At 63.3% G+C, this 25,068-nt stretch carries 24 protein-coding genes; 12 read left to right on the forward strand and 12 right to left on the reverse strand.

Annotation, left to right across the window (positions count from 1 at the left end; all coding sequences use genetic code 11):
- Nucleotides 1–23: 23 nt before the first annotated feature.
- From PCJ49_RS02990 to PCJ49_RS03010, 5 genes are all read right to left on the reverse strand, one after another.
- Complete coding sequence (locus tag PCJ49_RS02990; protein ID WP_269909642.1) at nucleotides 24–1,583, reverse strand: indolepyruvate oxidoreductase subunit beta family protein; 1,560 nt, start codon at nucleotides 1,581–1,583, stop codon at nucleotides 24–26.
- Entirely contained in the window at nucleotides 1,583–3,739 is a 2,157-nt protein-coding gene (locus PCJ49_RS02995; RefSeq protein ID WP_269909643.1) for an indolepyruvate ferredoxin oxidoreductase subunit alpha, read from the reverse strand. The genes PCJ49_RS02990 and PCJ49_RS02995 overlap by 1 nt, the downstream gene beginning before the upstream one ends.
- 88 nt (nucleotides 3,740–3,827) lie before the next feature.
- On the reverse strand, nucleotides 3,828–5,141 hold the full coding sequence (locus PCJ49_RS03000; protein ID WP_269909644.1) for a DUF4185 domain-containing protein: 1,314 nt from the start codon (nucleotides 5,139–5,141) through the stop codon (nucleotides 3,828–3,830).
- A 57-nt stretch (nucleotides 5,142–5,198) separates the two neighbouring features.
- A complete protein-coding gene (locus PCJ49_RS03005; RefSeq protein ID WP_269909645.1) occupies nucleotides 5,199–5,951 on the reverse strand; it encodes a hypothetical protein in 753 nt (250 codons plus the stop codon).
- 74 nt (nucleotides 5,952–6,025) lie between these two features.
- On the reverse strand, nucleotides 6,026–6,412 hold the full coding sequence (locus PCJ49_RS03010; protein WP_269909646.1) for a DUF6152 family protein: 387 nt from the start codon (nucleotides 6,410–6,412) through the stop codon (nucleotides 6,026–6,028).
- A gap of 512 nt (nucleotides 6,413–6,924) precedes the next feature.
- On the opposite strand from PCJ49_RS03010, the gene PCJ49_RS03015 reads away from it, so the two are divergent.
- Complete coding sequence (locus PCJ49_RS03015; protein ID WP_269909647.1) at nucleotides 6,925–8,262, forward strand: hypothetical protein; 1,338 nt, start codon at nucleotides 6,925–6,927, stop codon at nucleotides 8,260–8,262.
- Nucleotides 8,263–8,312: 50 nt separating this feature from the next.
- Complete coding sequence (locus PCJ49_RS03020) at nucleotides 8,313–9,713, forward strand: serine hydrolase domain-containing protein (RefSeq protein ID WP_269909648.1); 1,401 nt, start codon at nucleotides 8,313–8,315, stop codon at nucleotides 9,711–9,713.
- Nucleotides 9,714–9,773: 60 nt separating this feature from the next.
- Here the strand turns inward: PCJ49_RS03020 and PCJ49_RS03025 are convergent, their stop codons facing one another.
- On the reverse strand, nucleotides 9,774–10,403 hold the full coding sequence (locus tag PCJ49_RS03025) for a flavin reductase family protein (RefSeq protein WP_269909649.1): 630 nt from the start codon (nucleotides 10,401–10,403) through the stop codon (nucleotides 9,774–9,776).
- A 3-nt stretch (nucleotides 10,404–10,406) separates the two neighbouring features.
- The gene (locus PCJ49_RS03030; protein ID WP_269909650.1) at nucleotides 10,407–11,339 is read right to left on the reverse strand and encodes a carbon-nitrogen hydrolase family protein; all 933 of its coding nucleotides are present in this window, start codon (nucleotides 11,337–11,339) and stop codon (nucleotides 10,407–10,409) included.
- A gap of 120 nt (nucleotides 11,340–11,459) precedes the next feature.
- Between PCJ49_RS03030 and PCJ49_RS03035 the strand changes: the two genes are divergently transcribed.
- The 3 genes from PCJ49_RS03035 (at nucleotide 11,460) to PCJ49_RS03045 (ending at nucleotide 14,261) form a co-directional block, all read left to right on the forward strand.
- Complete coding sequence (locus PCJ49_RS03035; RefSeq protein WP_269909651.1) at nucleotides 11,460–12,587, forward strand: cupin domain-containing protein; 1,128 nt, start codon at nucleotides 11,460–11,462, stop codon at nucleotides 12,585–12,587.
- A 20-nt stretch (nucleotides 12,588–12,607) separates the two neighbouring features.
- The gene (locus PCJ49_RS03040) at nucleotides 12,608–13,519 is read left to right on the forward strand and encodes a fumarylacetoacetate hydrolase family protein (RefSeq protein WP_269909652.1); all 912 of its coding nucleotides are present in this window, start codon (nucleotides 12,608–12,610) and stop codon (nucleotides 13,517–13,519) included.
- A gap of 202 nt (nucleotides 13,520–13,721) precedes the next feature.
- Nucleotides 13,722–14,261: a thioesterase family protein gene (locus PCJ49_RS03045; protein ID WP_269909653.1), complete on the forward strand. Its 540-nt coding sequence runs from the start codon at nucleotides 13,722–13,724 to the stop codon at nucleotides 14,259–14,261.
- 178 nt (nucleotides 14,262–14,439) lie between these two features.
- On the opposite strand, the gene PCJ49_RS03050 is transcribed toward PCJ49_RS03045, so the two are convergent.
- Together PCJ49_RS03050 and PCJ49_RS03055 are read right to left on the reverse strand one after the other, a co-directional pair.
- Nucleotides 14,440–16,398 carry a multicopper oxidase family protein gene (locus PCJ49_RS03050; RefSeq protein WP_269909654.1) on the reverse strand — a complete coding sequence of 653 codons (1,959 nt, stop codon included), beginning with the start codon at nucleotides 16,396–16,398 and terminating at the stop codon, nucleotides 14,440–14,442.
- 122 nt (nucleotides 16,399–16,520) lie between these two features.
- Nucleotides 16,521–17,204: a DUF502 domain-containing protein gene (locus PCJ49_RS03055; RefSeq protein ID WP_269909655.1), complete on the reverse strand. Its 684-nt coding sequence runs from the start codon at nucleotides 17,202–17,204 to the stop codon at nucleotides 16,521–16,523.
- Between the two features lie 105 nt (nucleotides 17,205–17,309).
- On the opposite strand from PCJ49_RS03055, the gene PCJ49_RS03060 reads away from it, so the two are divergent.
- Nucleotides 17,310–18,008 (forward strand): Crp/Fnr family transcriptional regulator, encoded by a 699-nt coding sequence (locus PCJ49_RS03060; protein WP_269909656.1) that lies wholly within the window; start codon nucleotides 17,310–17,312, stop codon nucleotides 18,006–18,008.
- A gap of 403 nt (nucleotides 18,009–18,411) precedes the next feature.
- On the opposite strand, the gene PCJ49_RS03065 is transcribed toward PCJ49_RS03060, so the two are convergent.
- From PCJ49_RS03065 to PCJ49_RS03075, 3 genes are read right to left on the reverse strand one after another with little or no spacing between them, the layout of a single operon-like run.
- Complete coding sequence (locus PCJ49_RS03065) at nucleotides 18,412–18,621, reverse strand: hypothetical protein (protein ID WP_269909657.1); 210 nt, start codon at nucleotides 18,619–18,621, stop codon at nucleotides 18,412–18,414.
- 20 nt (nucleotides 18,622–18,641) lie between these two features.
- A complete protein-coding gene (gene fliN, locus PCJ49_RS03070) occupies nucleotides 18,642–18,959 on the reverse strand; it encodes a flagellar motor switch protein FliN (RefSeq protein WP_089289826.1) in 318 nt (105 codons plus the stop codon).
- Nucleotides 18,960–18,965: 6 nt separating this feature from the next.
- Nucleotides 18,966–19,520, reverse strand: coding sequence for a mismatch-specific DNA-glycosylase (locus PCJ49_RS03075; RefSeq protein ID WP_269909658.1), 555 nt, complete (start codon nucleotides 19,518–19,520; stop codon nucleotides 18,966–18,968).
- Nucleotides 19,521–19,687: 167 nt separating this feature from the next.
- Here PCJ49_RS03075 and flgF point away from each other — a divergent pair, with 167 nt between their 5' ends.
- From flgF to PCJ49_RS03105, 6 genes are all read left to right on the forward strand, one after another.
- A complete protein-coding gene (flgF, locus tag PCJ49_RS03080; RefSeq protein ID WP_269909659.1) occupies nucleotides 19,688–20,410 on the forward strand; it encodes a flagellar basal-body rod protein FlgF in 723 nt (240 codons plus the stop codon).
- A 14-nt stretch (nucleotides 20,411–20,424) separates the two neighbouring features.
- A complete protein-coding gene (flgG, locus tag PCJ49_RS03085; RefSeq protein WP_269909660.1) occupies nucleotides 20,425–21,210 on the forward strand; it encodes a flagellar basal-body rod protein FlgG in 786 nt (261 codons plus the stop codon).
- A gap of 29 nt (nucleotides 21,211–21,239) precedes the next feature.
- Nucleotides 21,240–22,235 (forward strand): flagellar basal body P-ring formation chaperone FlgA, encoded by a 996-nt coding sequence (gene flgA, locus PCJ49_RS03090; RefSeq protein WP_269909661.1) that lies wholly within the window; start codon nucleotides 21,240–21,242, stop codon nucleotides 22,233–22,235.
- An 11-nt stretch (nucleotides 22,236–22,246) separates the two neighbouring features.
- Complete coding sequence (gene flgH, locus PCJ49_RS03095; RefSeq protein WP_269909662.1) at nucleotides 22,247–23,014, forward strand: flagellar basal body L-ring protein FlgH; 768 nt, start codon at nucleotides 22,247–22,249, stop codon at nucleotides 23,012–23,014.
- Nucleotides 23,015–23,378: 364 nt separating this feature from the next.
- On the forward strand, nucleotides 23,379–24,434 hold the full coding sequence (locus PCJ49_RS03100; protein WP_269909663.1) for an ATP-binding cassette domain-containing protein: 1,056 nt from the start codon (nucleotides 23,379–23,381) through the stop codon (nucleotides 24,432–24,434).
- Entirely contained in the window at nucleotides 24,403–25,068 is a 666-nt protein-coding gene (locus tag PCJ49_RS03105; RefSeq protein ID WP_269909664.1) for a methionine ABC transporter permease, read from the forward strand. The genes PCJ49_RS03100 and PCJ49_RS03105 overlap by 32 nt, the downstream gene beginning before the upstream one ends.

A 25,068-nucleotide genomic window follows, 5' to 3' on the forward strand; every position in this document is an offset into this window, starting at 1 on the left:
TGGCGAGAGCAGCGCATGGCAGCTCAATCCAGCGTGTGCAAGGTGCGGATCAGGCCGTCCAGATCGCCGCCCTCCCCATCCTTGATCGCGGTTTCCCGCAGACGCCGTGCCCAGACCGCCGCATCAAAGCGTGGCGCGATGCGGCGGATTTCGGCCAGTACCTTGTCGAATTTCGACAGACCGCGCGCATGGGTATCGGAATAGCCCTTGATCAGCCGGCGGCATTTCAGCACCTCCACCCCCAGCTCATAATTGCTGCCGACCAGATCATAGGCACAGCGCAACCATTCCTCCCGGTGGGCCACTTCCTCCGCATGGCGCAGCGATCCCCGCCGCAGCCACTGCATCCCCCCCAGCACATAAAGCACCAGGAACCAGCCAGGCGAATAGGTGCGCACCCGCCGCCCCTTATTGACCTTGCGGTCCAGCCAGCCATAAAGCCCCTGCCGGCTTTTCAGCCAGCGGGCGAACCCCGCCGGCAACATGCCGGCAATTTCCTCCATGCGGGGATGCATGAATTCGGTGGTGCCCAGGATATGCTGCGGCCCAGCGCCAACCTCCCGCGCGATGCGGGCCCGACGGGTGGCCCGCGTCTTCAGGTCGGCCACGCGGATCACGTCATCATAGGTCATGGCATTCGCCAGATATTTGGCGGCATTCTCGGTGAAGGCATAGTGATGCGCCTCCCCGCCGGCCAGCCGGTCAATCGACTGGACATGGCCCAGAATCTCCAGATATTCCCGGCCGTAACGTTCATCCTGGTAATCCACCACCTTGCGCAGGCCTGCTTCCGCCATTGCCCAGGCCGCTTCCGGCAGCGTCTCGCGCAGGCTGGTCAGCAGCCCAGCGAAGCGGGGATCGGCGGCAGCCGGGGCCGCCTGTTTGGCCGGCACATTCTCCAGCACCACCGGCGGCGGGGGCGGGTTGACCACCCGGTCAAAGGCGGCATCAAAGGTCTTCAGGCTGGCGGTCACGCCCTTGCCATCGCGCTTGATGACGGCGTGATAATCCTCCCGGCTGAAGGGCAAGGCGCCCGATCCGCTCAAGGCGCCGAACAGGGCTGACGAAATCACGCTGCCATTGCGGACCGCCAGTTCATCCATATTGAAGATGATCTGCTGGCGGGCCGTTACGCCAATGGCCTCCACCACGGCGCCACTGTCGGCGATGCCTTCGCCCGGCGCGCTTTTCTCCGATATCGCCAGCGACCGATGGTTGGAGGCGATCAGCGTCGTGCGATCCGGCGTGACGATGCCGCGCAGGATCGACCGGCCGGCTTCCATGAATTCCGACGCCAGCACGATATCCACGTCACCCGGCGTGGGCATCTGCGCCAGGATCGGCCGCTGGCCATTGGCCGGCGGCATCATCTCCACATAATAGATCGTGGCCCCAGTGCGCTGGGCCACACCGGGAACGGAGGTTGACTGGGCAACCCAGCCGGCATCTTCCGCCAATTGCACGATCCAGCCGGACAGCACGCCACCGCCCTGCCCGCCCATGGCCACGATGGCGATGGTGATCGGCCGCTCCGTCGCTGCACCGGCAGCGGCAAGGGGCAGCCTGAGTGTCTCGTTGCGCATCAGGCTGCCTCCGCCACAATACGGCGGCGGTCGCGCCGCTGTTGCAGAAAGCCGATCAGCGCCATCGACAGCTTGGCTTTGAACCGGTCCCAGCCGGTCGGGTTATGAACAACCTCAGCCCGGTAGAAGGAGGGGCAGAGGGCCGCCGCCTCCGACACTTCACCGCAATTGCCGCAGGCGACACAGGAATTGTCGATGGCGGCGACGGGATCGTCGCGCAGCGGATCGTCCAGTTGCTTCACCGACAAGGACGGGCAACCGGACAGCCGGATACAGGCATGATCGCCGGTGCAGACATCCTCATCCACGCCGAACCGTTCCTTGACCACCCGCTGGCCGCCCTTGATCGCCTTGGCGACCAGGGGTTTTTCCCGCCGCTGGCGGTTCAACATGCATTCGGAAGAGGCGATGATGATCTTCGGCCCTTCCTCCTTGGTCGTCAGTGCCTCTTTCAGCACCGCCCGCATCTGGCCCACATCATAGGTCCGGTCCACCTCCCGCACCCAGGTGGCGCCGACGCCGGCCACCGCCTTGGAAATGGGATTGTTGGTCTTGCGATGCTTGTTGGGCGCGCGCGACGACAGGATGTCCTGCCCGCCGGTCGCCGAGGAATAGAAATTGTCGACGATCAGGAAGACGCCATCATGCTTGTTGAACACGGCATTGCCGATGCCGCTGGTCAACCCATTATGCCAGAAGCCACCATCCCCCATCACGGCGATGGAGCGTTTGCCCCCGCTCTGGCTGAAGGCAGCGGACGACGCAGCGCCCAGGCCAAAGCCCATGGTGGTGTTGCCAATATTGAAGGGCGGCAGGATGGAGAACAGGTGACAGCCAATATCGGCCGACACGTGATGGTCACCCAATTCCTGCTGCACCAGCTTCATGGCCGCGAAGATCGGGCGTTCCGGGCAGCCGGTGCACAGGCCCGGCGGCCGGGGCGGCACCACCGATTTCAAATGCACCACCTTGGGATCGGCCAGAACCGGCCTGGCATCGGGCACCGGCGGCCGGTTGCCCAGCAGTTGCGGCGCGCGCTTGTCCAGGAAGGCCTGCACCCCGTTCATGATGGCCTGGATCGTGTAATCGCCCGCCATGGGCAGCACGTCCTTGCCATGCAGCGGGGTCTGGATGTCGCGCCGCCGCAGCACGGTATTCAGCGCCTGTTCCAGATAATCGGGCTGGCCTTCCTCCACGATCAGGACGGCATCCTTGCCCTGGGAGAACTCGGCGACCTCGCTGTCGATCACCGGATAGGTGACGTTCATCACATAGAGCGGGATTTGCGTATTGCCGTAGGCGTCGGACAGGCCAAGATATTGCAGCGCGCGGATGACATTATTGTACATGCCGCCCTGCAGAATGATACCAACGCGGCCATCCGCCGGCCCGAACCATTCATTCAGCTTGTTGCGGCGGATGAAATCGATGGCGGCCGGCAGCCGCCGGGCGATCTTTTCCTGTTCATGTTCATAGGCGGCTGGCGGCAGCACGATGCGGCCCAGATCGCGCTTGGGCGCGTTCAGCGCGTCATCCAGGCTGAAGGCCGGGCGGACATTATCCTTGGCGACGAAATGCCCATGCATGTGGCAGGTGCGCACCCGCACCTCCAGCATCACTGGCGTGTTCGACGCCTCTGACAGCTCAAACCCCTTGGCGATCAGGTCGACGATGCAGGTATGGTCCGGGCGCGGGTCCAGCAGCCACATCTGCGACTTCATCGCGAAGGCATGGGTGCGTTCCTGCATGATGGAGGAACCTTCACCATAATCCTCCCCGATGATGACCAGCGTGCCGCCAGTCACCCCGCCGGAGGCCAGATTGGCCAGCGCGTCGGAGGCGACATTGGTGCCCACCGTGGATTTCCAGGCCACCGCCCCGCGCAGCGGATACATCACGCTGGCCGACAGCATGGCCGCCGCCGTCGCCTCATTGGCGGAGCTTTGGAAATTGACCCCCAGCTCACCCAGAATGTCCTTGGCATCGGCCAGCACATCCATCAGGTGCGAAATGGGCGAGCCCTGATAGCCGCCCACATAGGAAACGCCGGCCTGCAACAGGCCCTTGGTGATCGCCAGGATCGCCTCACCCCGAAAGACTTCCCCGTCCCCCAGGCGCAGATGTTCCACTTCCTTGGCAAAGGAACGTTCAGCCATGTCCGCCATCCGTGGATATTGTGTGCATGTAGATATTTTAAGCTTAAAACAAATAGCAGTCCCTGTCACCGGGGCGATGCAGAAAAGATCAGCCTGTGACCAGATCGACGCGCTGGGCGTTGAAGGCAAAGTGCGGCGTGTAACGGCGCAGGAAATCCGCCTCAATCCGGGTGCGGGACAAGGGATCGGTTACCTTTTCCAGCGCCGCCGCCAATTGCGCCTGATCGGTGGCAAAGGCGCGGATGCCGTCCAGATCCGACCAGACCAGCCAGAAGGATTTGCCATCCGCCGCCACCCAGCCGGGCGCAATGCGGGGGCCATAGGCGCGGGCTGCCGCATCGCCGGCCGGCATCCAGGCCTTTTCCTCATGCACCTGCCGCCAGGGGCCCCAGGGCGTGTCCGCCACCCACAGGCCCAGATAGCTGGGCTTGCCGAACTCCGTCCCGTCAGGGGCCACGCCGATGCCGGCGGCAGCCATCATGTAAAGGCCCAGCGCCTCATTATAGACAACGCTGGGCAGCCAGGATTCCAGCACCAGATCGCCTGGAAACAGGTTGGTGTAATTGACCCAGCCGCGCGGGAAGACATGCACAGGTACCCGCGCGGCGATATCCCGGCGCCAATCCGCCCCGCCATCGGCCCGGTGACCGGCAAAGAATTCATAGGCATCGCGGTCCAGCAGCCGTGCGATGGGCACGCGGAACATTACCAGTTCGTTCATCGTCCCATCGGTATTGCCGTTGGGACTGTAGACATAGATATAGCCATCGCGGTTGGCCGCATAATCCCGGCCCATCTGCAGAATGGACAGCAGGGAGAAGCACCCGTCCGGCTCCTGGAAAAAGCTGAAGCGGCCGCGCGTCTGCTCCGCCCAATCCTCCCAGATCACGGGTGTGGAACCGTCGCGGTTGCGCCAGGTCCGGCCGCCATCGTCGGAGAAGACCAACTTCGCCCCCGTCCAGTGGCGCGGCCGATCCTCTGCCCTATCCAGCGTGCTGATGAACTGATAGAGGCGCCCACCCGCGGCCAGCAGGCCGGACCCATAATAAACGGTCGCCCCCTCCGGCCGGGTCGACCGGTTGATGACGGGATAGGTTGCCACCTCCGCAAAGCGCGCCTTATCCGGCGCGCCGCTGATGGTCCATAGGCGCGTATTGTAAAAGGCGGTGGGCGGATCGGCCCAGCCGGAACCGTCATTGACGCCCACCACCTGTGGTCCCTGCCGGGTCCAGGTCATATGGTAACCGTCGCCCAGGCTGGGGGAGCGCAGGACCGTCTCCTCCCGCCGCTTAGCCGAGAGAATGTCAACGCGTCGCGGGGCGGCCAGAACAGCGGGGGTGAAAAGCGCCGGTACGGCCGCGGCCGCCAGCACCTGTTTCAGGAAAGTGCGTCTGTGCGGCATGATGCCTCTGTTCATCTGGGCGATGGCGGGCCGCCAAGCCGGGCGGCCCGCACCCGGTCACTTGATTTCGTCCAGCGACTTCATTTCCACCTTGCCGTCAGGGGTGACCTTGAACAGCGGGTCTTCACGCTCACAATAATATTCCATGATGCGGTAATTGTGATCGCGCTTATAGCCGTAGGTGAAGCGGTACGGCTCCTCCAGCATCTTGGGATCTTCGATGGTGATCTGATTTTCGATCAGGTCCGGCCCGGTCAGGCGGATGCGTTCCGTAATCACCATCTCATTGCTGTGCGGGATTTCGAAGAACTGCACATCCTCCTTCACCCCGCGCGTGGTGATGATCAGCGTGTCCTTTTCCCAATGGCCGACCGACATGCCGTAATAGGAGGGGATCAGCTTGTTGGCCGGCGGCATCGGCTCGTTCAGATAGACGCGCCGCACCTGGGCCAGATATTCCCCCAGCACCGTCAGGCGGCCCTTGGTTTGCAAAAACTCCAGCGGGAAGATCGCGCCCATCAGCATGGGCATCCCTTCCGGCATACATAGGGTGCTGGGATCAACCAGCGGGGTGCCCGCCTTCAGCATGGCATCGCGCTTGGCGCGCTGCGCCTTCCACTGGCTGGCATAGGGTTCCTTCAGCTTTGGCCCCCCACCCGGCACCGGCAGTTCCAGGAAGGTGTTTTCCTCCCCCGCAAACGGGTCGGGATAGATCTGCCAGACACCGGTGATATCCGGTTCCGCCGCCGGCTTCGCCGCGCGCACGTCGGCACCCACGCCCATCGCCACCAGGGCGACGGCGAGCATCATCGATTTCACTGCCCGCATTACAGGCCTCCCAGCCTTTTGTGCTTATTATCGGTGCCCCGCTATCGGGGCTGCCATCACCAGCCGCTCAGGGTGCGGCCATCGGGAACGGTGATCGTCTTCAGCATCCCGCCTGGGCGGCCATCGCGCAGGGGATAATAATCAATATCCACCGTGTCGCCGGCCTTGATGGTCGTCGCTTCCCAGCCGCCGGCAACCATCATATTCACGCTGCTGCATTCCAGCGCATATTTGGTCTTGCCCGTGGGGCCATCGACATTGACCACGACAAAGGAATGCGGGTTGGCGAAGCGGAATTCGCTGACGGTGGCCTTTTGCAGCTTATCCACCTTCGTCTGATCGAACATTGCGAACGAATGGTGAGCCAAGGCCGGTGCCACGACCAGGCCGGCGACAAGGCTCACGCCGACGATCGCCGATACCGATTTCTTGCTCAGTCTCATCAATCAACTCCTTGTTCATGTTGCCCATCCGCCCCCGCCTTGCGCGCCGGACATCCGGCCGGATGATCTGCTGCCGGCCCGATTTACCCGCGGGCCGGGCGGTATCGCATCCCGTCAGGGACACCCCACCCCCTGCCGGCCGCCACCGGTCATCAGGGGCGGCCGGCTTGTCGCCAGATACCACCAGAGTATGCAGAATGGTTGACTTAGCGTAACATTTGCCCCGATCCGGGGGAGTTAATTACAGTTCCGAAACCGTTACAGACCCCGTTCACCGGGACGTTTCGGCAATTGGGGCTGGATTTCCAGGCCCGGGGACAGCGACAGTCGGGCGGGCGATGCTTCACAATGGTGTTGTCACCGCACGATCGGCTACAGTCATTCCTATTGGTCGCGCGATGCTGAAGGTTCACCGCATGAAGCCATGGTCCCCCCCGAATATCCCACCGGTCCAAGCGGCCGCCAGCAGGGCCGAGAGCGAGGGGGATGGGGACGCTTCACGGGAGGCGCTGTTGCGCCAGGCCGCCCAGACCCTGCGGGAGGAGTTGGGCGGCAAACGGTCGGACAAGCTGCTGCGTCTGTTTGATTTCCTGCTGGAACGGACGCTTGAATCGCGCCCGCCGACGGAACTGGAAATCGCCAACGCGGTCTTTGCCAGCGGGGAGCCACTGGACGCGCCCAAGGATTCCACCGTCCGGGTCTATGTCCACCGCCTGCGCAAGATGCTGGAAGAAACTTATCGGGATCAGCCCGGCCCCCGGCTGATGATCCCGGTGGGCGAGTACAGCATCAGCCTGATCGGTGTCGCAGCAGCAACCCCCGCCCCGGCAACAATGGCGGAACCGGCAGCGGCCGAACCAGCCCCCGCCGCCGCCCCGCCCCGGTATCCGCCGCAGGCCGGTCGGCTGGCGCTGGCCGCCATCGGCCTGCTGGGTCTTTGCGCCTTGCTGTTCTTCATGCTGACCAGCCAGGGGCCCCTGGCGGCCGGCACCCCGGCTGCCAGCCTCTGGCAGCCGCTGGCCAGCAGCGACCGGCCAATCACCATCGTCATGGGCGATTACTTTCTGTTCGGGCAGAACGGGGCGGAGAAGCCACCCGCCGGTGCGCCCCCGCGCCTTGTCTGGGAACGTTCCGTGCTGGTGCGGGAGGATCTGGACATCTATCTGATGCATAATCCCACCGCTGGTGAACGTATCACCGGTGCGCGTGAACAATATATCTCCTCCGGCACCCTGCAGGCGCTGGAGCGGATCAACAACACCTTGCGCAATCTGGAAGGCGGGCGGGCGCGATCGGTCCGGCTGATCGCCGCTTCCCAACTGACACCCGACATCTTCAAATCCTCCGACGTGGTCTATGTCGGGCTGCTGAGCGGCCTGAATGTTCTGCTGCGTGACCCGCTGTTCCAGGTTTCCGGCTTCACGCTGGATGACAGCCTGAATGACCTGATGGATAAGGCCACAGGGACACATTACCAGTCCGACGGGGTGGTGCTGACGGAAGAGCGCATCCCGCGTATGGATTATGGCTATATTGCCAGCCTGCCCGGCCCTGCCGATAACCGCATCATGGTGATTGCCGGAATCCGCGATCCCGGCCTGCTGGAAATGGCGGAACTGGCCAGCGACCCGGCGCGGCTGGCCACGGCCAGCGCCTTGCAGGCCGACCAGCCATCACATGGTTTTGAAGCACTCTATAAGGTACGCACCATGGGAACGGCCAATCTGGGGGCCACGCTGGTGCTGCGCCGCGACCTGCAAATCCAGGGCATCTGGGACAGGTCGAAGGCGCTGACCGGCCCTGGTGCCGTGCCCGCCCCGCCGGAACGGCCAGTTTCGCCAAAGGATTGACCGGTTCGGCAATTGTGCCGAACCGGGGATGGCTGCCAGAAATGGCACTTATGAAAAAGCTCAGACATCTCCTGGCCGCCCTCCTCCTGACGGGGCTGGTGGCGCATCTGGCGGCGGCCGAACCGGTGGACGATTATATCGCCGCCGAAATGACCCGTGACGCCATTCCCGGCCTTGGCCTTGTCCTGGTGCGCGACGGGCAGTTGCTGCGCGCCCAGGGCTATGGGCTGGCCAATCTGGAACATCAGGTGCCGGTGCATCCGGACACGCTGTTCAAGACCGGCGCTGTCGGGATGCAGTTGACGGCGGTGGCCGTCATGCTGCTGGTGGAAGATGGCAAGCTGCGGCTGGATGATTCCATCCGCCACCATCTGCCCGAGGTGCCCAAAAGCTGGCAGCCCATCACCATCCGCCAGTTGCTGAACCATAGTTCCGGCCTGCCCGCCACGCCCAATGGCGATTTCCGCGCCGATTATACAGAGGCGGAGCTGCTGGGCATCATCGCCAAGCAGGATTTGAACTTTGCGGCCGGCAGCCGCTGGCGCTTCTCCTACGCCGATTATATCGTGCTGGGCTTTCTGGTGAAGCGGGTCAGCGGACTCTATTACGCGGATTTTCTGCGCCAGCGCGTCTTCACCCCCCTGGGAATGCGCACGGCGAGGGCCATCAGCGACCTGGACGTGATCCCCAACCGTGCCGCAGGGTATGAGACGCGGGATGGCCAGTTGCGCAATGCCGAATGGATTTCGGCCACGGCCAATTCCACCGCTGACGGCTCGCTCTATCTCTCGCCGCTGGATTATGCGGCATGGGCCATGGGCATGGACGGGCGCCGGGTGCTGACGGCGGAATCCTGGGCGCAGATCGCCGCGCCCGCCCGGCTGGCCAATGGCTGTACCTCTCCCTATGGCTTCGGCTGGTATCAGCGCGGGGAGGGTGAAAAGCAGGCTTGGTGGCATTCCGGCAGTTGGCAGGGCTTCCAGACCCATGTGGTCCGCTATCCGGAACGCAAGCTGACCGTTGCCATCTTCGCCAACAGCGACGGGGCTGATGCGGCCACCTTGGCGCGGCACGTCGCCGGGCTGGTGGAACCCGGCTTGGCCGATACACCGGTCAAGCCGGTATCCGATGCCGACCCCAAGGTAACGGCGCGGGCGCGGCAATTGCTGGCGGATATCGCTGCAGGCAAGGTGGCCTATGCGGCCTTTACCGACTATGCCAAGCTGGATTTCAGCGAACTGATGGCGGAATACGGCAAGACGCTTTCCACCCTCGGCCCCTTGCAGGAACTGGCCCTGTTCGACCGGCAGGACCAGTGCGGCGAGGTGCTCTATCGCTACCGCGCCCGCTATGAGGGCGGTGTGGTGGAACTGGCCGTCACACTGACCGCCAATGGCCGCATCGGTAATCTGGTACTGACCCCGCTGCCGGCCTGGGACGCGGCGGGTTAAGGGGCTTTAAGGCGGGCCGTTGGACATTGCTTCTGCGCCCAACGTCCCGCCCCTCCAACGTCACACCCCGCGATCCACCCACTCCGCGTAACTGGGCCGGGACAACTGGAACAGGTCGGTGCAGCGCGTGTACCAGCCGGCCCCATGCATCCGCGCCACCAGCGCCATGGCCAGCGTATCAACATGCAGGCGCTGGGCGTCGACCAGTTCGTCGCGGATATGGAAGCGCAGCACCTGCCCCAGCACCACGGTGGACAGCCCGGCATCGACCGACTGGAACATCCGGCATTCCATCGCCACCGGGGCTGACGTGATGCGCGGCGGGGTGATGGCGGTGGATTGGGTGACGGCGATACCGGCCTGCGCCAGCTCGTCAAAATCTGGCGGCGCGTCGATGCAGGTGAAATTCATCGCCGCCGCGTCCGCCTCCCCGACCAGATTGACCACAAACTCCCCCGTATCCAGGATGTTCCGGGCGCTGTCCTTGTAGCTGCCATCCGGGCGACGCATCAGCCCGATGGCCACCAGCGGCGGCTCCGAGCCCATCATGTTGAAAAAGCTGTAAGGGGCGGCATTGCGGATGCCGTCGCTGGAACAGGTGGTCAGCCAGGCAATAGGGCGCGGCGTGATGGCCGCACTCATCAGCTTATAGCGATCCGCCGCCACCATCTCTGCAAAATCGAAATCCATGATCTATCCTTGGCGCTTCACAGCCTGCTGGGGGGCGACATTGACATTCAGGGTGAAGATGTCGGGCCGTGCGTAATGGCCGACGACATCGAAATCATATTTGCCGCGCACCCCCTCATCGGGGTCGATATCGGCATAAAGGATGGTTTCCCCTTCAAAGAAGGGACCGGCCAGCACAGCCCCCAGCGGGGCCACGATCATCGATCCACCGCGCAGCAGCACGGTTGCCGGATCATCCCCCAGCGCGCAGTCATAATCGGCCGGATAGGCACCGCGCGTGATGTATTGGCAGGCGGACAGCACGAAGCAGCGCCCCTCCAGCGCGATGTGCCGCATGGTGCTGGCCCAGCTATCACGATCATCGGCCGTGGGGGCGCAATAAAGCGTGATGCCTTGGTCATACATCGCCATGCGCAGCATGGGCATGTAGTTTTCCCAGCAGATCACCGCCCCGATGCGGCCCAGCGCCGTTTCGATCACCGGCAGGGTCGATCCATCGCCAAAGCCCCAGATCAGCCGTTCCGCCCCGGTCGGCATCAGCTTGCGATGTTTGGCGACCAGCCCCTTGGCCCCGTCAAAGAACAAAGCTGTGCAATAGACGGTGCCGCCATCCCGCTCGATGACGCCGATGACGACAAAGGCATCGGTTTCCCGCACCGCCTCAGCCAGCAACTCCACCTCCGGCCCATCCAGAGCGATAGCCGCCGCGTGGTAGCGGCGATAATCCTCCCGCCCCTGCGGCTTGCGCATCCCGACCGGGGTGCCGAACGATGCCCCCTTGGGATAACCGCCCAGAAAGGCTTCGGGGAAGACGATCAGCCGTGCACCATTGGCCGCCGCCTCGCGCACCAGGGCGGCCGCCTTGCCGGCCGAGGCCAATGCGTCCTGAGGCAAAGCCGCCGCCTGCACGACGGCGGCCCGAAATTGTGGAGCCATCCTTGAAACCTCCCAAACCCGGGGCGCCAAACCGGCGCCAATTATCTGCGCCCAAGATACTTGCATCATCATCCGAGGCAAGATATTTTATGCCTATAATAATTTCCGCGGGAGGGTTTCATGGCGCAGGCCAGTTACGACCAGTATCGCGAGGATGTCATCGGCCGCGCCAATGTCGCCGACACACCCGAACTGGTGGCCTATTACCGGCGGCTATCCGCCTTGGGCACAGGCGCGCTCTGGACCGTCGCCAACAAGATCGAGCCCTGGCAGCCGCATTCATCCTCGGTGCCGATGCTGTGGCGATACCGCGATCTGCGCGAGGATGTGCTGAAGGCGCTGGATCTGGTGACGCCGGAACAGGCGGGCCGGCGCGTGATCTATCTGGAAAACAAGGGCCGATCCGATGTGGTCGCCGCCGTGGGCTGGCTTTATTCCGGCCTGCAGGTGATGAAGCCGGGCGAATGCGCCTCCAGCCACCGGCACAGCGCATCCGCCCTGCGCTTCATCATGGAAGGCAGCGGGGCCTTCACCAATGTCGATGGTCACAAGATGACCCTGGGCGCCAATGATTTCGTGCTGACGCCCAACGGGACGTGGCACGAACATGGCGTGGCGGCGGACGGGTCGATCTGCATCTGGCAGGACGGCCTGGACATTCCGCTGATGAACGCGCTGGACGCCAATTTCTATGAGGTGCATCCGGACCTGCAGCAGGCCATCGCCTATCCGGTTAATGACAGCCTGGCCATGTGGGCAGGGTCCGGCCTGCGCCCGGCGGGCCAGCACTGGACCAAGCCCTATTCGCCGCTGCTGAAATATGAATGGGCGCCGACATACGAGGCGCTGCAGCGCTATGCCCGCGTCACCGACGGCTCGCCGTTTGACGGGATCATCATGGATTATGTGAACCCGAACACGGGCGGTCCGGTGATGCAGACCATCGGCGCCACCATGCAGATGCTGCGTCCGGGGGAGCACACCAAGGCCCACCGCCAGACCGGCAGTTTTGTTTACCAGTGCGCCAAGGGGCGGGGCTGGTCGGTGATCAATGGCCAGCGTTTTGACTGGCAGGAACGCGACATCTTCGTCGTGCCGGCCTGGATGTATCACGAACATGCCAATGCCTCGGCCACAGAGGATGCCTGCCTGTTCAGTTTCCACGACCTGCCGGTGATGCGCGCCCTTGGCCTCTATCGTGAAGAAGCCCTGGCCGACAATGGCGGCCATCAGCCTGTTTTCAGCTAATCAACCCCAAAGGAAGTTCGATGCGTCTCGTAACCTACCGCGCTGATGTGGAATCGGCGGCGCGCCTGGGCGCCCTGGCCGGCGATCTGGTGATCGATCTGGCCCGTTTCGGCAGCGCCAAGGGTGTGCCCTTCCCCGCCACCATGCTGGAATTCATCGATCTGGGGCCGCAGGCCGTGGCGATTGCCAGCCGGGTGATAGCCGAATGCGGGGAGATTTTCCCGCTGGGCACGGCCGTGCCGCTGGCCAATGTCAAGCTGCTGGCCCCCATTCCGCGCCCGCGCAAGAATATCTTCGGCATCGGCTTGAACTATACCGAGCATGTGGCTGAAAGCGCCAAGTCGCTGGACACTTCCCCCGACCTGCCGCGCCAGCCGGTGATCTTCTCCAAGCCGCCGACCAGCGTGATCGGGCCGGGGGAGCCGATCACGCATGACAAAGCCATCACCCAGCAATTGGACTGGGAGGTGGAACTGGCAGCCATCATCGGCACCCGCGCCAAGGGCGTTTCCCGCGCCGACGCGCTGCGCCATGTCTTCGGCTATACGGTCTGTATCGATATGAGCGCGCGCGATTGCCGCCGCGCCGGCCAGTGGATCTATTCCAAGGGGCAGGACAGCTATTGCCCCATGGGGCCGGTGGTCGTCACCGCCGATGAAATCCCCGATCCGCAGAATCTGGACCTGTGGCTGACCGTCAATGGCGTGGAAAAGCAACGCAGCAACACCGCCTTCATGCTGTTCAAGGTGGATGAGCTGGTGGCCGATATCAGCAAGGGCATCACCCTGGAACCGGGCGACATCATCGCCACCGGCACGCCGGCGGGCGTGGGGGCCGGCCGCTCCCCGCAGGAATGGCTGTGGCCGGGCGATATTGTTGTCGCCACGGTGGAAGGCATCGGCACCCTGCGCCATCCGATCGTAGCGCGGTAAGCGGCTGCCTTTCAGGCCTTTGGGGCCTCCCACCCCGTCTCTCCCGGTCTGAAAGGGTATAGGGGCGGCGATCTCCGGATTGCCGCCCCATCTTTTGCCATTGCAGCCGATCAACATCGCGCCATCACAGCCCCCGGTGCAGACGGCTTGACGCAGGGCCGTACCCTGCCACACTCCATCCCCGGCAGGTCAGGGGAGCCCGATGAATCTGTTTTTGCGTCTGTTGCGTGTGGTGCTGGCGGCCCTGTTGTGGCGCAGGGGGTTGGCGCCACTGGATACGTCAATCGTGGGATTCCGGGTCTGGATCAATGATCTGGACACCAACCTGCACATGAATAATGGCCGTTATTTCACCGTGGCCGATCTGGGCCGGGTCGATCTGATGATCCGCAGCGGTATGCTGCGCCTGATCCTGCGGCGGAAATGGATGCCGGTGCTGGGCGGGGCCACCATCCGCTTTCGCCGTGAATTGAAGCCCCTCCAGCCCTATCGGCTGAAAACCCGCGTGCTGTGCTGGGAAGGCAAATGGATATTCCTGGAACATGTCTTCGAAACCATGAGCGGCGATATCGCCGCCGTCATCGTGGTCAAGGCCGTGTTCCTGGAAAAGGGCCGGTCGATTGACACGGCTGAGCTGATGCACGCCATGGGGCTGGATATCCCTTCCCCACCCATGCCGCCGGATATTGAGGCGTGGCAGCATACCGAACGCGCCATCAGCAACCGCGCCAAGGAAGGGTAACATCACCCTGCCGAGGGTTTGACCCTTGGCAGGGTGAAGGCTGGCGACCGCCAGCCCGGCGCTCGTGCGCCGTGAGCCAAGCTGCCGGATGGCAGCGCCCGGCGAATGAGGGAAATTGGCATAAAAAGGGGCGCCGGTTGCCCGACGCCCCCTGTTATCCCGGTGATAGCCGGCCGGATCAGTGATTATGACCCAGCGGCTGGGCACCGCCCTGCCCGTCCGGCAGGACGATCTGCACATTCTGCATCATGCCCTGGTCTTCATGATCCAGAATATGGCAGTGCAGCACATATTGACCGATATAGCGGCTGTAACGGGTGCGGATGGTGATGATGGCATCCTGATTGACCATGATCGTGTCTTTCCAGGTACCCTTCATGCCCTCATAGACCTTCTTGCTGTCATCGCCCAGCCCGACCTTGGGATCGGCCGGCTGGATATCCACGATCTGGAACGGGTTGACGTGGATATGGAACGGATGGTTCACGCTGAGGGTGCGCAACTGCCATTGCTGGGCCGTACCCAGGATCAAGGTATGATCCATGCGATTGGGATCATAGGCATGTTGGTTGATCAGGAATTTGGTGGGCGGCACCTCGAATTCCAGATTGAAGGCGATATCCACCTGCGGCTGCCCGGAAATCTTGATCTCCTCTTCCGTGACGTCCTGGTGCGGAATATATTTCGTCAGCCGCAGGTCATTGCGCAGGTCAGCCTGCACAACCTCCCGTACATCGGCTGGCAGATCATCGGCCGCCCGCAGCAGCTGCTCGGTCAGGAATTCCTTCTGGGTTCCCTTGATGGTACCACCGGCAGCGTGGATGACGCCGATCACCTTGGGGTTGTCAGGGGAATTCATCACCTGATCCGTGCCGCTGGCATCATCATAGACGCAATATTCACCCGGTTCCGGCAGCACGAACAGCACGTCGCTGCGATATCCTGGCTGCAGGTTATTATCGACCTTGGCGAAAATCTGCCCACGGGTCAGCCCGTCGGCCGCCACTTCGAACTGGGTCACGTCGGTGCCGGCGCAGGCTTTCTGCACTTCCGCTTCCTCCGCCTTCGCCCCGGCGGCGCGCCGGTTCAGGGCACCGGGATTACTGGCCTTGCGGATGCGCAGGTTGACCGTTTCCTCCACGCCGGCATCAATCAGGCGCCAGCGATAAAGCTGGCCTGACTTCAGCTTCATTTCCGGTCGTACCTGGGCGTTGAACATGGTGTAACGGCCGGATTTCTTCCAGGCCTTGGGATCGAACTGGTAGTCGAAATTTTCCACCACGCCCACTTCACCCTCGTTACAGGTCCAGATGGCGTCCTCGGGCTTGGCCTTGCCATTGGCGTCAACCAGACAGGCATAGGGGATTTGCTGGATCAGCATCACCTCTTTGGTGATGTCGCCGTCGGGGGCGAAGCCCTTCAGCAGCGTATCCAGATCGCCATTGCTGGCCATGGTGGGGGGACGCTTGCCTTCAATCAGCAACGCACCCGCCATGCCGCTGCCCACCTGAATGGCGGTGGAACCATGGGTGTGCGGGTGATACCAGAAGGTGCCGGCCGGATGATCGGCCGGCACATTATATTCATACTGGAAATCCACCCCCGGCCTGATCGACAGCAGCACATTGTCGCTGTTGCCCGTGGGGGAAATCCACAGCCCGTGGCTGTGCATGTTGGTGGTGTTGAAACAGTGCGGAATATTGGTGTTGCCGGTGGCCCCGCACAGCGGCTCGGGTGCCAGCTTGTTCTGCAGGGTGAGACGCACCGTCTGGCCCGGCAGCATCTTGATGGTCGGTGCCGGGAAGGTACCGTTATAGGCGCGCAGTCGCACCTTGTCGTTACGGCCCGTGGCCGGGTTGAAAATCGTGCCATCGCTCAGCACGATGGGCAGGACATAATGCAGCTCCTTGCCGGTATCCACCGCATTTCTCAGCGCCCGGCTGGTGAACTGGTTGAAACCAGCCTGCACATCCCCTTTCGCCGTCGATGTCAGCCCCTCTTCCGCCCGCAGCACAGATGGCGGGGCGAAGTCCGGCACCGCAGCTGCCTTCTGCCCCTGGGCCGGCATGGCCAGACCGATGGCAGAGAGACAGACAGCCCCCGCCAGCCGCCAGGATAATCCCACTGATCCGCGCATTTTCTCGTCCCCCATTCAACGAAGAATAGTAGGATATATGACCCAGACCTCCTGACAGAACAATAGAATTGAACGCTTGACGGGTAAAAACTCTTCAGAAACGCAACCTTTCTCCTAAGGGGTCAAGCCCCCGTCTCCCGATCCGGTGGGGTCACCAGCCCGCCGGAAACTACCATTTTCAACCCCTCCTCCACACTCATGCTCAGCGGCACCAGCTGGCTGCGCGGGACGAACATCAGATAGCCCGATGTCGGGTTGGGCGTGGTGGGGACGAAGACATTCACCACCTCCTCATCCGTCAGGCGCTGCACCTCCCCCTTGGTGGTGCCGGTGATGAAGGCGATGGACCAAGTTTCCTTGCGTGGAAACTCCACCAGCACCACCTCCCGGAAGGCGTCGGACTGCTGGGCCAGCACGGTTTCGAAAATCTGTTTGGTGGCGCTGTAGATGCCGCGCACCACCGGCATCCGCGCGACCAGCGCCTCGCCCAGCCGCACCAGCAGCCGGCCGGCGAATCCGGCAGAGGCCATGCCGACCAGCACCAGGAAAACCAGCAGGATCAGCATACCCAGGCCGGGCACGCTGAAAGGCAGATAATGATCCGGGTGATAGGTTGCTGGCAGCACGCTGTCCACCAGCCGGTCGATTCCATCAATCACCAGCCAGGCCAGATAAAAGGTGATGGAAATCGGCGCTGTCACCAGGATGCCGGTGAACAGATAGGCCTTCAGCCGGGCGCCCAAGGTCAGGTGAAAGGCCCATTTGCCGGCTTTCTCAGCCCCGGGCCTTGTATTACGCTCTGTCACCCCAACCTCCTTGAAAAATCATCGGCCTGTCGAAACCGTAGCGGTTTGCGGCGGACGGGCCTAGATGTACTCTGTATGAACCCATTTGCAGACGGAACTCCCCCCGTGAGCGAAGCCCATAGCGCCAATCTGGACCGCATCGACCTGTTGCAGTCGCTCAGTGCCGACGAACGCGCCAGCCTGGCCCGCCAATGCAGCTGGCGGCATTTTCACCCGCATGAACAGATTGTGGACCGTTCGTCGGACAGCCGCGATGTTTGTTTTATCGTGGAAGGTCGGGTCCAGGTGGTGAACTATTCCCTCTCCGGCCGGGAAATCACCTTCGACGATATTGAGGCCGGCGGCTATCTGGGCGAATTGTCGGCCATTGACAGCGGCCCACGCTCCGCCTCCATCGTGGCGCTGACCGAAACGCTGGTGGCCTTCATGTCGCCACGCCTGTTCCTGGAGACGGTCACCAGCCATCCGGCCGTTGCCACGGCGGTGATGCGGCGGCTGGCCCATATCGTCCGTTCCTCCACCAGCCGGATCATGGATCTCTCCACCCTGGGGGCCAATAACCGCGTCCATGCCGAATTGCTGCGGCTGGCCAAGGCCGGGCTGAAGCCGGGCAACAAGGCGGAAATCACCCCGGTGCCAATCCATTCCGACATTGCCAGCCGCGTCTCCACCACGCGGGAGACGGTGGCGCGGGTGATGAGCGATCTGGGCCGCGACAATATCGTTGTCCGCCAGGGGAACAGTCTGCTGATCGCCGACTTTGCCCGGCTGGAGGAGATGGTAGAGGAAGTGCGCGGCGATTGAGCCCAAGCCCGCAGATGCGGGCACCCGGCGCTGAGGGAGATGGGCAGTAGCCGAAAAAATTAGGGTGTGGTGCTTATGACACGCTTTTTGCCCTTTTAAAGCCCGGCGGGATTTGCTATATAAAAGTGGCTTGACCGTTGCAGAAGAGCCACGGTTAGGACTTTACCTCCTTATGAGGCTCCCTTCATCTCTGGCCGGCTGCCACCCCGCAGCCGGCTTTCTTTTTGGGTCGGTGCCGGCCGCGCTTATACTCGGTTGCCTTGATCAGAACCTATAGGTTCTGATCAAGGCCCTCAATCGCCGGCGCCAACATCCGTTGGCTTGGCTTCACGCGGCACGTGCCGCGCGGCGGCGGTCGCCGCCGTACCAAGTTGCGATGAGTTCACATCATCGCAACTTGGTATTAATCGTCCCGATCGATGGATGCGACGACATAGCCCTGCTCCATCGGATAGCGCTGATGGATGCGCAGGCGCGCCTGTTCCGGGTTGTCGGCGGCAATCTCGAAATAATGGATATCGGCCCAATCATCGCTCAGCTGGCGATGTCGCTCCCCATCCGCCAGCTTGGCGCGGACCTGGGCATTGTAGACACCGATGGAATAGCGGGGCATGGCACACCTGCCGCAGGGTATCAGTTATTGATGCGGGCAAATTCCCGGAAGGTAACGGCGATCTTGTCTTCCACAATGGTCACCTCCCCGCGCGCCACCATGCGGCCCGACACCACAATGTCTGACAGGTCGTCGATCTTGCGATCCAGTTCCACGATCGCGCCACGGCCGAGCTTCAACAGGTCGCGCACCCGGATGACGGAGGTGCCGAGCACGACGCTCATCTCCACCTCTGTGTCATAGACGGCGGAAATCTCCGCCGCTTCCGGCACCATTTTGACGCTGCCGCCCCCGGCCATCTCGCCGAACATCGCGTCGATATCATCCTGATCCGCCATGCTGGATCACCCTTGCTGCTGGATGGTCATGGAAGGCGATGCTAGCACGGCCCCGCCCCTTCGTGCAGCGACAAAGGCCGCCGCCTGTCGCCAGGGGTCGATATTGAACCAGCGCCGCGCCTGACCGGAGGGGGAGGTCAGCACGAACAGGGTCATCCCCTCCCAATCGGCCGGCTGCCGGCCCCAGGGAATGTCCCGCCCGGCCCCGATGGCCGCCAGGAAGATGGCGGCCCCATGCTTGCTGGTGAAAGCAATCCCGCCGGGCCGATACTGGCGCATCTTGGCAATGAAGCCCGGCACATCATAGGCATCGGGTGACAGATCGGCATCATTGCCGATTTCCGTCTTGTTGAGGTCGGTCAGCCCCAGGCCCAGATCGTTGAGGCGGGGAAAGTCGGCGGCCCGCAGCGGCGCCGGCAATAACCCCACCTCCCACAGGCTGGGCCAGAACCGGTTGCCAGGATTGGCATAATAGGCCCCGCGCGCGGCAGAGATGCGCGACGGGGCCGTTCCGCAGAACACAAGGTCAAGGCCGGGGCGAAGCAGGTCGGGCAGGATCATGGGCGCCACTTTGCCCCGCCAGGGGCCAGGGCGCAAGCCCGGCACTTCTTGCCCATGCCTGCGGCGCCCTGGCCAAAAATGGCGGAAAAGCTTGGTTGGCACACCGATTGCTTATCACTTTGCGACCATGGGCCTTGCCGCCCATCGATGTTGCCGAGGGTAAGACGATGGAAAATTCACTCTACATCACGCTGTCACGCCAGGAAGCCCTGCGCCGGCAGATGGAAGTGATTTCCAACAATGTCGCCAACATGAACACGACGGGTTTCAAGTCGCAGCGGATGCTGTTCCTGGAATATCTGGAGCGGCCGAACCGCGAAGGCGACCGGATGAGCTTCGTGCAGGATTACGGCCTGCTGCGCAACACCGAAGCTGGTCCGCTTTCCATCACCAATAACCAACTGGATCTGGCTCTGCGCGGCGAAGGCTACTTCACCGTGGAGACGCTGTCCGGCCCCCGTTACACCCGTGGCGGTGCCTTTCAGTTGAATGCCAACCGCGAGATTGTGGACCGCGCCGGCCTGCCGCTGCTGGGTGAGAACAACCAGCGCATCACCATCCCCGCCACGGCCAACCAGATCGAAATCCAGGGCGATGGCACGGTGAAAACCGAGCAGGGGGTGGTCGGCAAGCTGAAAGTGGTGAATTTCGAGGATGAACAGAAGCTTATGGAGCTGGGCGGCGGGCTGTACAGCACCGATCAGGATGAAATCCGGATCGAACAGCCGCAAGTGACCCAGGGCGCGCTGGAAAGCTCCAACGTGCAGAGCGTGGTGGAGATGACCCAGATGATCGACGTCATCCGCACCTATCAGAATGTCCAGAAGATGATCGACACCGAGCATGAACGGATCCGCACCGCGATCCGTCAGTTGGCCCGGGCTCAGTAAGAAGGAACGGAAAAATGCGCAGCCTCTCCATCGGCGCCACCGGAATGCTGGCCCAGCAGCTCAATGTGGAAACCATCTCCAACAATATCGCCAACATGACCACCACTGGCTATAAGCGCCAGCGGGCAGAATTCCAGGATCTGCTGTACCAGAACCAGCGCCGCGTCGGCTCCACCTCGTCTGATGCCGGCACCGTGGTGCCCTCGGGCATCCAGGTCGGTACCGGTGTGAAGGCTGCCGCCATCTACCGCATCAACGAACAGGGCAATATCAGCCCCACCGGCAACACGCTGGATCTGGCCATCAATGGCCAGGGCTATTTCCAGGTGACCCTGCCCAATGGCGACACCGCCTATACCCGGGCCGGCTCCCTGCAGCTGAATGCTCAAGGCACCATTGTGACCGGCGATGGCTATCAGGTGGTGCCGGGCATCGTGATCCCGCAGAATACCGTGGATATCACCGTGAACCCGAATGGCGAGGTGCTGGCCAAGCTGGATGGCCAGGTGGCCCCGCAGAATGTCGGCCAGCTGCAAATTGCCAACTTCCCCAACACGGCCGGTCTGGAAGCCATCGGCGGCAACCTGCTGTTGGAAACCCCGGCCTCTGGTCAGGCGATTGCCGGCAATCCGGGTGCCCCCGGTTTCGGCCGCATCACCCAGGGCGCGGTGGAGACCTCCAACGTCAATATCGTGGCCGAGATCACCCAGCTGATCACCGCCCAACGCGCCTATGAAATGAATTCCCGCGTCATCTCCACCACCGACCAGATGATGCAGTCCGTCAGCCAGCTGCGCTGATCCGGATTTTCGTAAAGGGAGTTATCACCATGCGCCGCCTCGCCGCCCTGCTGATCACCGCCACGCTGCTGACCGCCCCGCAGGCCGGTGCCGCTGCCCTGAAGCCCAATGGCGTGGTCAGCGCCCAGCAGGTGGTACTGGGCGACCTGTTCGATGGGTTGTCGCCGGAACAGGCAGCCCGTGTCGTGGCCAATGCGCCCGCCCCCGGCGGCACATTGAACCTGGACACCGCCACCCTGCTGCGGATCGCCGCGGCCCATGGGGTGGCCTGGCGCCCGGTGGGGCTGGGCGAAATGGTGCAGCTGAAGCGGGAAGCGGTGCAAATTCCCCAGGCGGCGATCCAGGACAGCCTGCGTGATGCCCTGGTGCAGCAGGCCGGCACGGGTGCCAATGTCGACATCCAGCTGGATAACCGCTCCCTGGCGCTGTTTTTGCCGGTCGGCAGTGATGCCTCCGTGCGGGTGGAAAATCTTGCCTATGATCCGGTGCGCGGCCGCATAACCGCCGATCTGGTGGCCCCGGCCAGCGGGCCGCAGCTGCTGCGCCAGACCGTCAGCGGCCGCGCCATCGATATGGTGGAACTGCCGGTGCTGAACCGCCGGCTGGCGCCGGGCGAACTGGTGTCGGACAGCGACCTCAGCTATCTCAACATGCCGCGTGACCGGGTGATGGCGGGTGCCGTCACCCGTGCGGACGAACTGGTGGGCAAAAGTATGCGCCGGGCGGTGGCCCCCAACCAGCCGGTCAGCAGCCGTGATGTGCGCGAACCGGTGGTGGTGGTGAAGGGACAGGCCGTCACCATCATGCTGCAATCGGGTTCCATGCAGCTGACCGCCCAAGGCAAGGCCCTGGGCGACGGGGCGCAGGGCGAGTTGGTACGGATTGTGAATAGCTCCAGCAGCAGGGTGATTGAGGCAACGGTGGCCGGTCCCAATCTGGTGACCGTCCGCCCCGCCGCCGAGATCGCTGCCGCCCAACAAGCTGCCGTCAGGCTCGCCGCCAATCAGGCCCGGCCGAGCCGATAAGGAGAACCGACATGTCCGCCGCCCGTCCCTTCCTGCGTACCGCCACCACCCTCACCACCCTGATCCTGGGTGCCAGTATGCTGACCGCCTGCGGTACGGCAGACCGGCTGGCCAATGTCGGCAAGGAGCCGGCCTTCTCCTCGATCGAAGATCCCTCGCGCCGCCCGAATTATCAGCCGGTTCGGCTGCCGATGCCGGAAGCGCCGGTGGTGGAGAAGCGGGCCAATTCCCTGTGGCGGGCGGGTTCACGCGCCTTCTTCAAGGATCAGCGCGCCGCCCGCGTCGGCGACATCCTGACCGTCAATATTCAGATCAACGACAAGGCGCAGCTGCAAAACCAGACCACCCGCACCCGGACGGGCAAGGAAAGCCTGGGCGTGCCCAACTTGTTCGGTCTGGAAGCCAGCACCAACACTATTCTACCCGACACCGCGACAGCCGCCAGCCTGCTCAGCACCAACAGTGCCAGCAACAGCGTCGGCAATGGCCAGATCCAGCGACAGGAACAGATCAACCTGCAGGTCGCTGCCCTGATCGTGCAGATTTTGCCCAACGGCAATATGGTGGTGCAGGGTAAGCAGGAAGTGCGGGTGAATTACGAAATGCGGGAATTGACCCTGAACGGCATCATCCGGCCGGAAGACATCACCTCTGCCAACACCATCTCCTATGAAAAAATTGCCGAGGCACGGATTTCCTATGGCGGCAAGGGCCAGGTCAGCGATCTGCAGCAGCCGCGCTGGGGCCAGCAGGTGATCGATATCATCAACCCGTTCTGATCGGGGCAGCGGCGGACGATAGTTGATACAGCCATGGCCGGCGGGGCTCCCCGTCAGGCCATGGCGATTTTTGATATTGTTTACCGACAATGATACTGTACTTTACCCATCAGCACATATCTGCTGTGTGAATTGGATGCTGGCCGTGTCGCAATGGATACGGCAATCTATCGACTTATGCGCCGTTCATCCGGCGCCGCGGCAAGTTGAGGGCAGCTTGGCACCGCGTCACCAAAGGCTTAAAGCGCCATAGCGGGAACTGCCCGCCGCCATGGCCCCGTAAGTTGGTTTGAAGACGGCGTCGATGGCAAGCACAGGGGCAGTCCCCCCCGATACAGAATTTACCGATCCCGCAATCCCGGCCATGGTCCGGCTGACCGGCCTGCGTAAGGTTTTTGGCGGCAAGGGCAAACCAGCCGTCACCGCCCTGGACGGGGTAGACCTGATCGCCCCCACTGGCAGCATTACTGCCATCATCGGCCCCAGCGGGGCCGGCAAAAGCAGCCTGCTGCGCGCCGTCAATCTGTTGGAACGGCCGGACAGCGGCAGCGTGATTGTCGGCGGGCAGGATTTGACGGCCCTGTCGGAAGCCGACCTGCGCCAGGCCCGGCAATCCATCGGCATGATCTTCCAGCATTTCAACCTGCTGGCCAACCGCACCGTGGCGGGCAATGTGGCCCTGGCGTTGGAACTGGCCGGCTGGCCGCGCGACCGCATCGGCCCGCGTGTGGCGGAGCTGCTGGAACTGGTGGGGCTGACCGACAAAGCAGGGCAATATCCGGCCGCCCTGTCCGGCGGGCAGAAACAGCGGGTGGGCATTGCCCGCGCGCTGGCCCCCAACCCGCAATTGCTGCTGTGTGACGAGGCGACCAGCGCGCTGGACCCGGAAACCACCCGGCAAATCCTGGAGCTGCTGCGGCGGATCAACCGGCAGCTTGGGCTGACCGTGCTGTTGATCACCCATGAAATGTCAGTGGTGCGGGAAGTGGCCGACCATGTGGTGGTGCTGGAGGCCGGGCGCATCATCGAACAGGGGGATGTGACGCGCATCTTCACCCATCCCCAGCACCCCACCACCCGCGATTTTCTGGCCGGGGAAACGGGGACGAGGCTGCCGGCGGCACTGGCCGCCCGCCTGTCCCCCATAGCCCGGCACGGCGATGTGGCACTGGTGCGGCTGCACGCGCTGGGACCGGTGGCGGCGGGCCCGGTGCTGGCCGGTTTCGCCCTGGCCGGGGTCGCCGCCAGCCTGGTGGCCGGGCGGGTGCAGGCTTTGAAGGAGATTCCCTTTGCCGCCCTGGTACTGGCCCTGAAGGGCGATGCGACGGCCATTGCGGCGGAAATCAACCATCTGCGCGCCCAGGGGGCGGATATTGAGGAGCTGGGCCATGTCGCCGCAGATGCTGTCGCTTTTAACTGACGCCACCCTGCAAACCCTGTCCATGGTGCTGGTGGCCGGTGCGCTGGCCTGCCTGGGCGGCATTCCGCTGGGCCTGTTCCTGGCGTTGTGCGGGCCGGGCGATCTATTGCCGCGCCCGGCCCTGCAGCGCCTGCTGGGGCTGGTGGTCAATGCTGCCCGCTCCACCCCCTTCATCATTCTGGTGGTGGCCATCGTGCCGCTGACGCGCGCACTGACCGGTACCTCCATCGGCACGGCAGCCGCCACGGTGCCGCTGACACTGGCCGCCATCCCCTTCATTGCCCGGGTGGTGGAAGCCGCCGTGCGGGAGGTGGACCATGGGCTGCTGGATGCCGCCCGCGCCATGGGGGCGCGGCCCGGCCAGATCATCCGCCTTGTGTTGCTGCCGGAAGCCCGCGCCGGCATCCTGCGCGGGTTGACCCTGGCCGCCGTCAATCTGGTGGGCTATTCCGCCATGGTGGGTGCTGTGGGCGGCGGCGGGCTGGGCGATCTGGGCATCCGCTATGGCTATCAGCGCTTCATGCCGGAAATGATGCTGGCCGTCGTGCTGATCCTGATCGTTCTGGTGCAAATTCTGCAATCGGGCGGCGAGGCGCTGGCCCGCAAACTTGATAAACGCCATCTGAAAGGCTGA

This window comes from Niveispirillum sp. BGYR6 (assembly GCF_027568365.1).
Taxonomy (GTDB): domain Bacteria; phylum Pseudomonadota; class Alphaproteobacteria; order Azospirillales; family Azospirillaceae; genus Niveispirillum.

Coding starts and splice junctions, on each gene's coding strand:
- flgH (WP_269909662.1), top strand. CDS start 22,247: ATGTCCGCCGCCCGTCCCTTCCTGCGTACCGCCACCACCCTCACCACC.
- PCJ49_RS03050 (WP_269909654.1), bottom strand. CDS start 16,398: ATGCGCGGATCAGTGGGATTATCCTGGCGGCTGGCGGGGGCTGTCTGT.
- PCJ49_RS03005 (WP_269909645.1), bottom strand. CDS start 5,951: ATGATGCTCGCCGTCGCCCTGGTGGCGATGGGCGTGGGTGCCGACGTG.
- PCJ49_RS03105 (WP_269909664.1), top strand. CDS start 24,403: ATGTCGCCGCAGATGCTGTCGCTTTTAACTGACGCCACCCTGCAAACC.
- fliN (WP_089289826.1), bottom strand. CDS start 18,959: ATGGCGGATCAGGATGATATCGACGCGATGTTCGGCGAGATGGCCGGG.
- PCJ49_RS03045 (WP_269909653.1), top strand. CDS start 13,722: ATGAATCTGTTTTTGCGTCTGTTGCGTGTGGTGCTGGCGGCCCTGTTG.
- PCJ49_RS03040 (WP_269909652.1), top strand. CDS start 12,608: ATGCGTCTCGTAACCTACCGCGCTGATGTGGAATCGGCGGCGCGCCTG.
- flgG (WP_269909660.1), top strand. CDS start 20,425: ATGCGCAGCCTCTCCATCGGCGCCACCGGAATGCTGGCCCAGCAGCTC.
- PCJ49_RS03075 (WP_269909658.1), bottom strand. CDS start 19,520: ATGATCCTGCCCGACCTGCTTCGCCCCGGCCTTGACCTTGTGTTCTGC.
- PCJ49_RS03035 (WP_269909651.1), top strand. CDS start 11,460: ATGGCGCAGGCCAGTTACGACCAGTATCGCGAGGATGTCATCGGCCGC.
- flgA (WP_269909661.1), top strand. CDS start 21,240: ATGCGCCGCCTCGCCGCCCTGCTGATCACCGCCACGCTGCTGACCGCC.
- PCJ49_RS03010 (WP_269909646.1), bottom strand. CDS start 6,412: ATGAGACTGAGCAAGAAATCGGTATCGGCGATCGTCGGCGTGAGCCTT.
- PCJ49_RS03000 (WP_269909644.1), bottom strand. CDS start 5,141: ATGCCGCACAGACGCACTTTCCTGAAACAGGTGCTGGCGGCCGCGGCC.
- PCJ49_RS03065 (WP_269909657.1), bottom strand. CDS start 18,621: ATGCCCCGCTATTCCATCGGTGTCTACAATGCCCAGGTCCGCGCCAAG.
- PCJ49_RS02995 (WP_269909643.1), bottom strand. CDS start 3,739: ATGGCTGAACGTTCCTTTGCCAAGGAAGTGGAACATCTGCGCCTGGGG.
- PCJ49_RS03030 (WP_269909650.1), bottom strand. CDS start 11,339: ATGGCTCCACAATTTCGGGCCGCCGTCGTGCAGGCGGCGGCTTTGCCT.
- PCJ49_RS02990 (WP_269909642.1), bottom strand. CDS start 1,583: ATGCGCAACGAGACACTCAGGCTGCCCCTTGCCGCTGCCGGTGCAGCG.
- PCJ49_RS03020 (WP_269909648.1), top strand. CDS start 8,313: ATGAAAAAGCTCAGACATCTCCTGGCCGCCCTCCTCCTGACGGGGCTG.
- flgF (WP_269909659.1), top strand. CDS start 19,688: ATGGAAAATTCACTCTACATCACGCTGTCACGCCAGGAAGCCCTGCGC.
- PCJ49_RS03100 (WP_269909663.1), top strand. CDS start 23,379: ATGGTCCGGCTGACCGGCCTGCGTAAGGTTTTTGGCGGCAAGGGCAAA.
- PCJ49_RS03025 (WP_269909649.1), bottom strand. CDS start 10,403: ATGGATTTCGATTTTGCAGAGATGGTGGCGGCGGATCGCTATAAGCTG.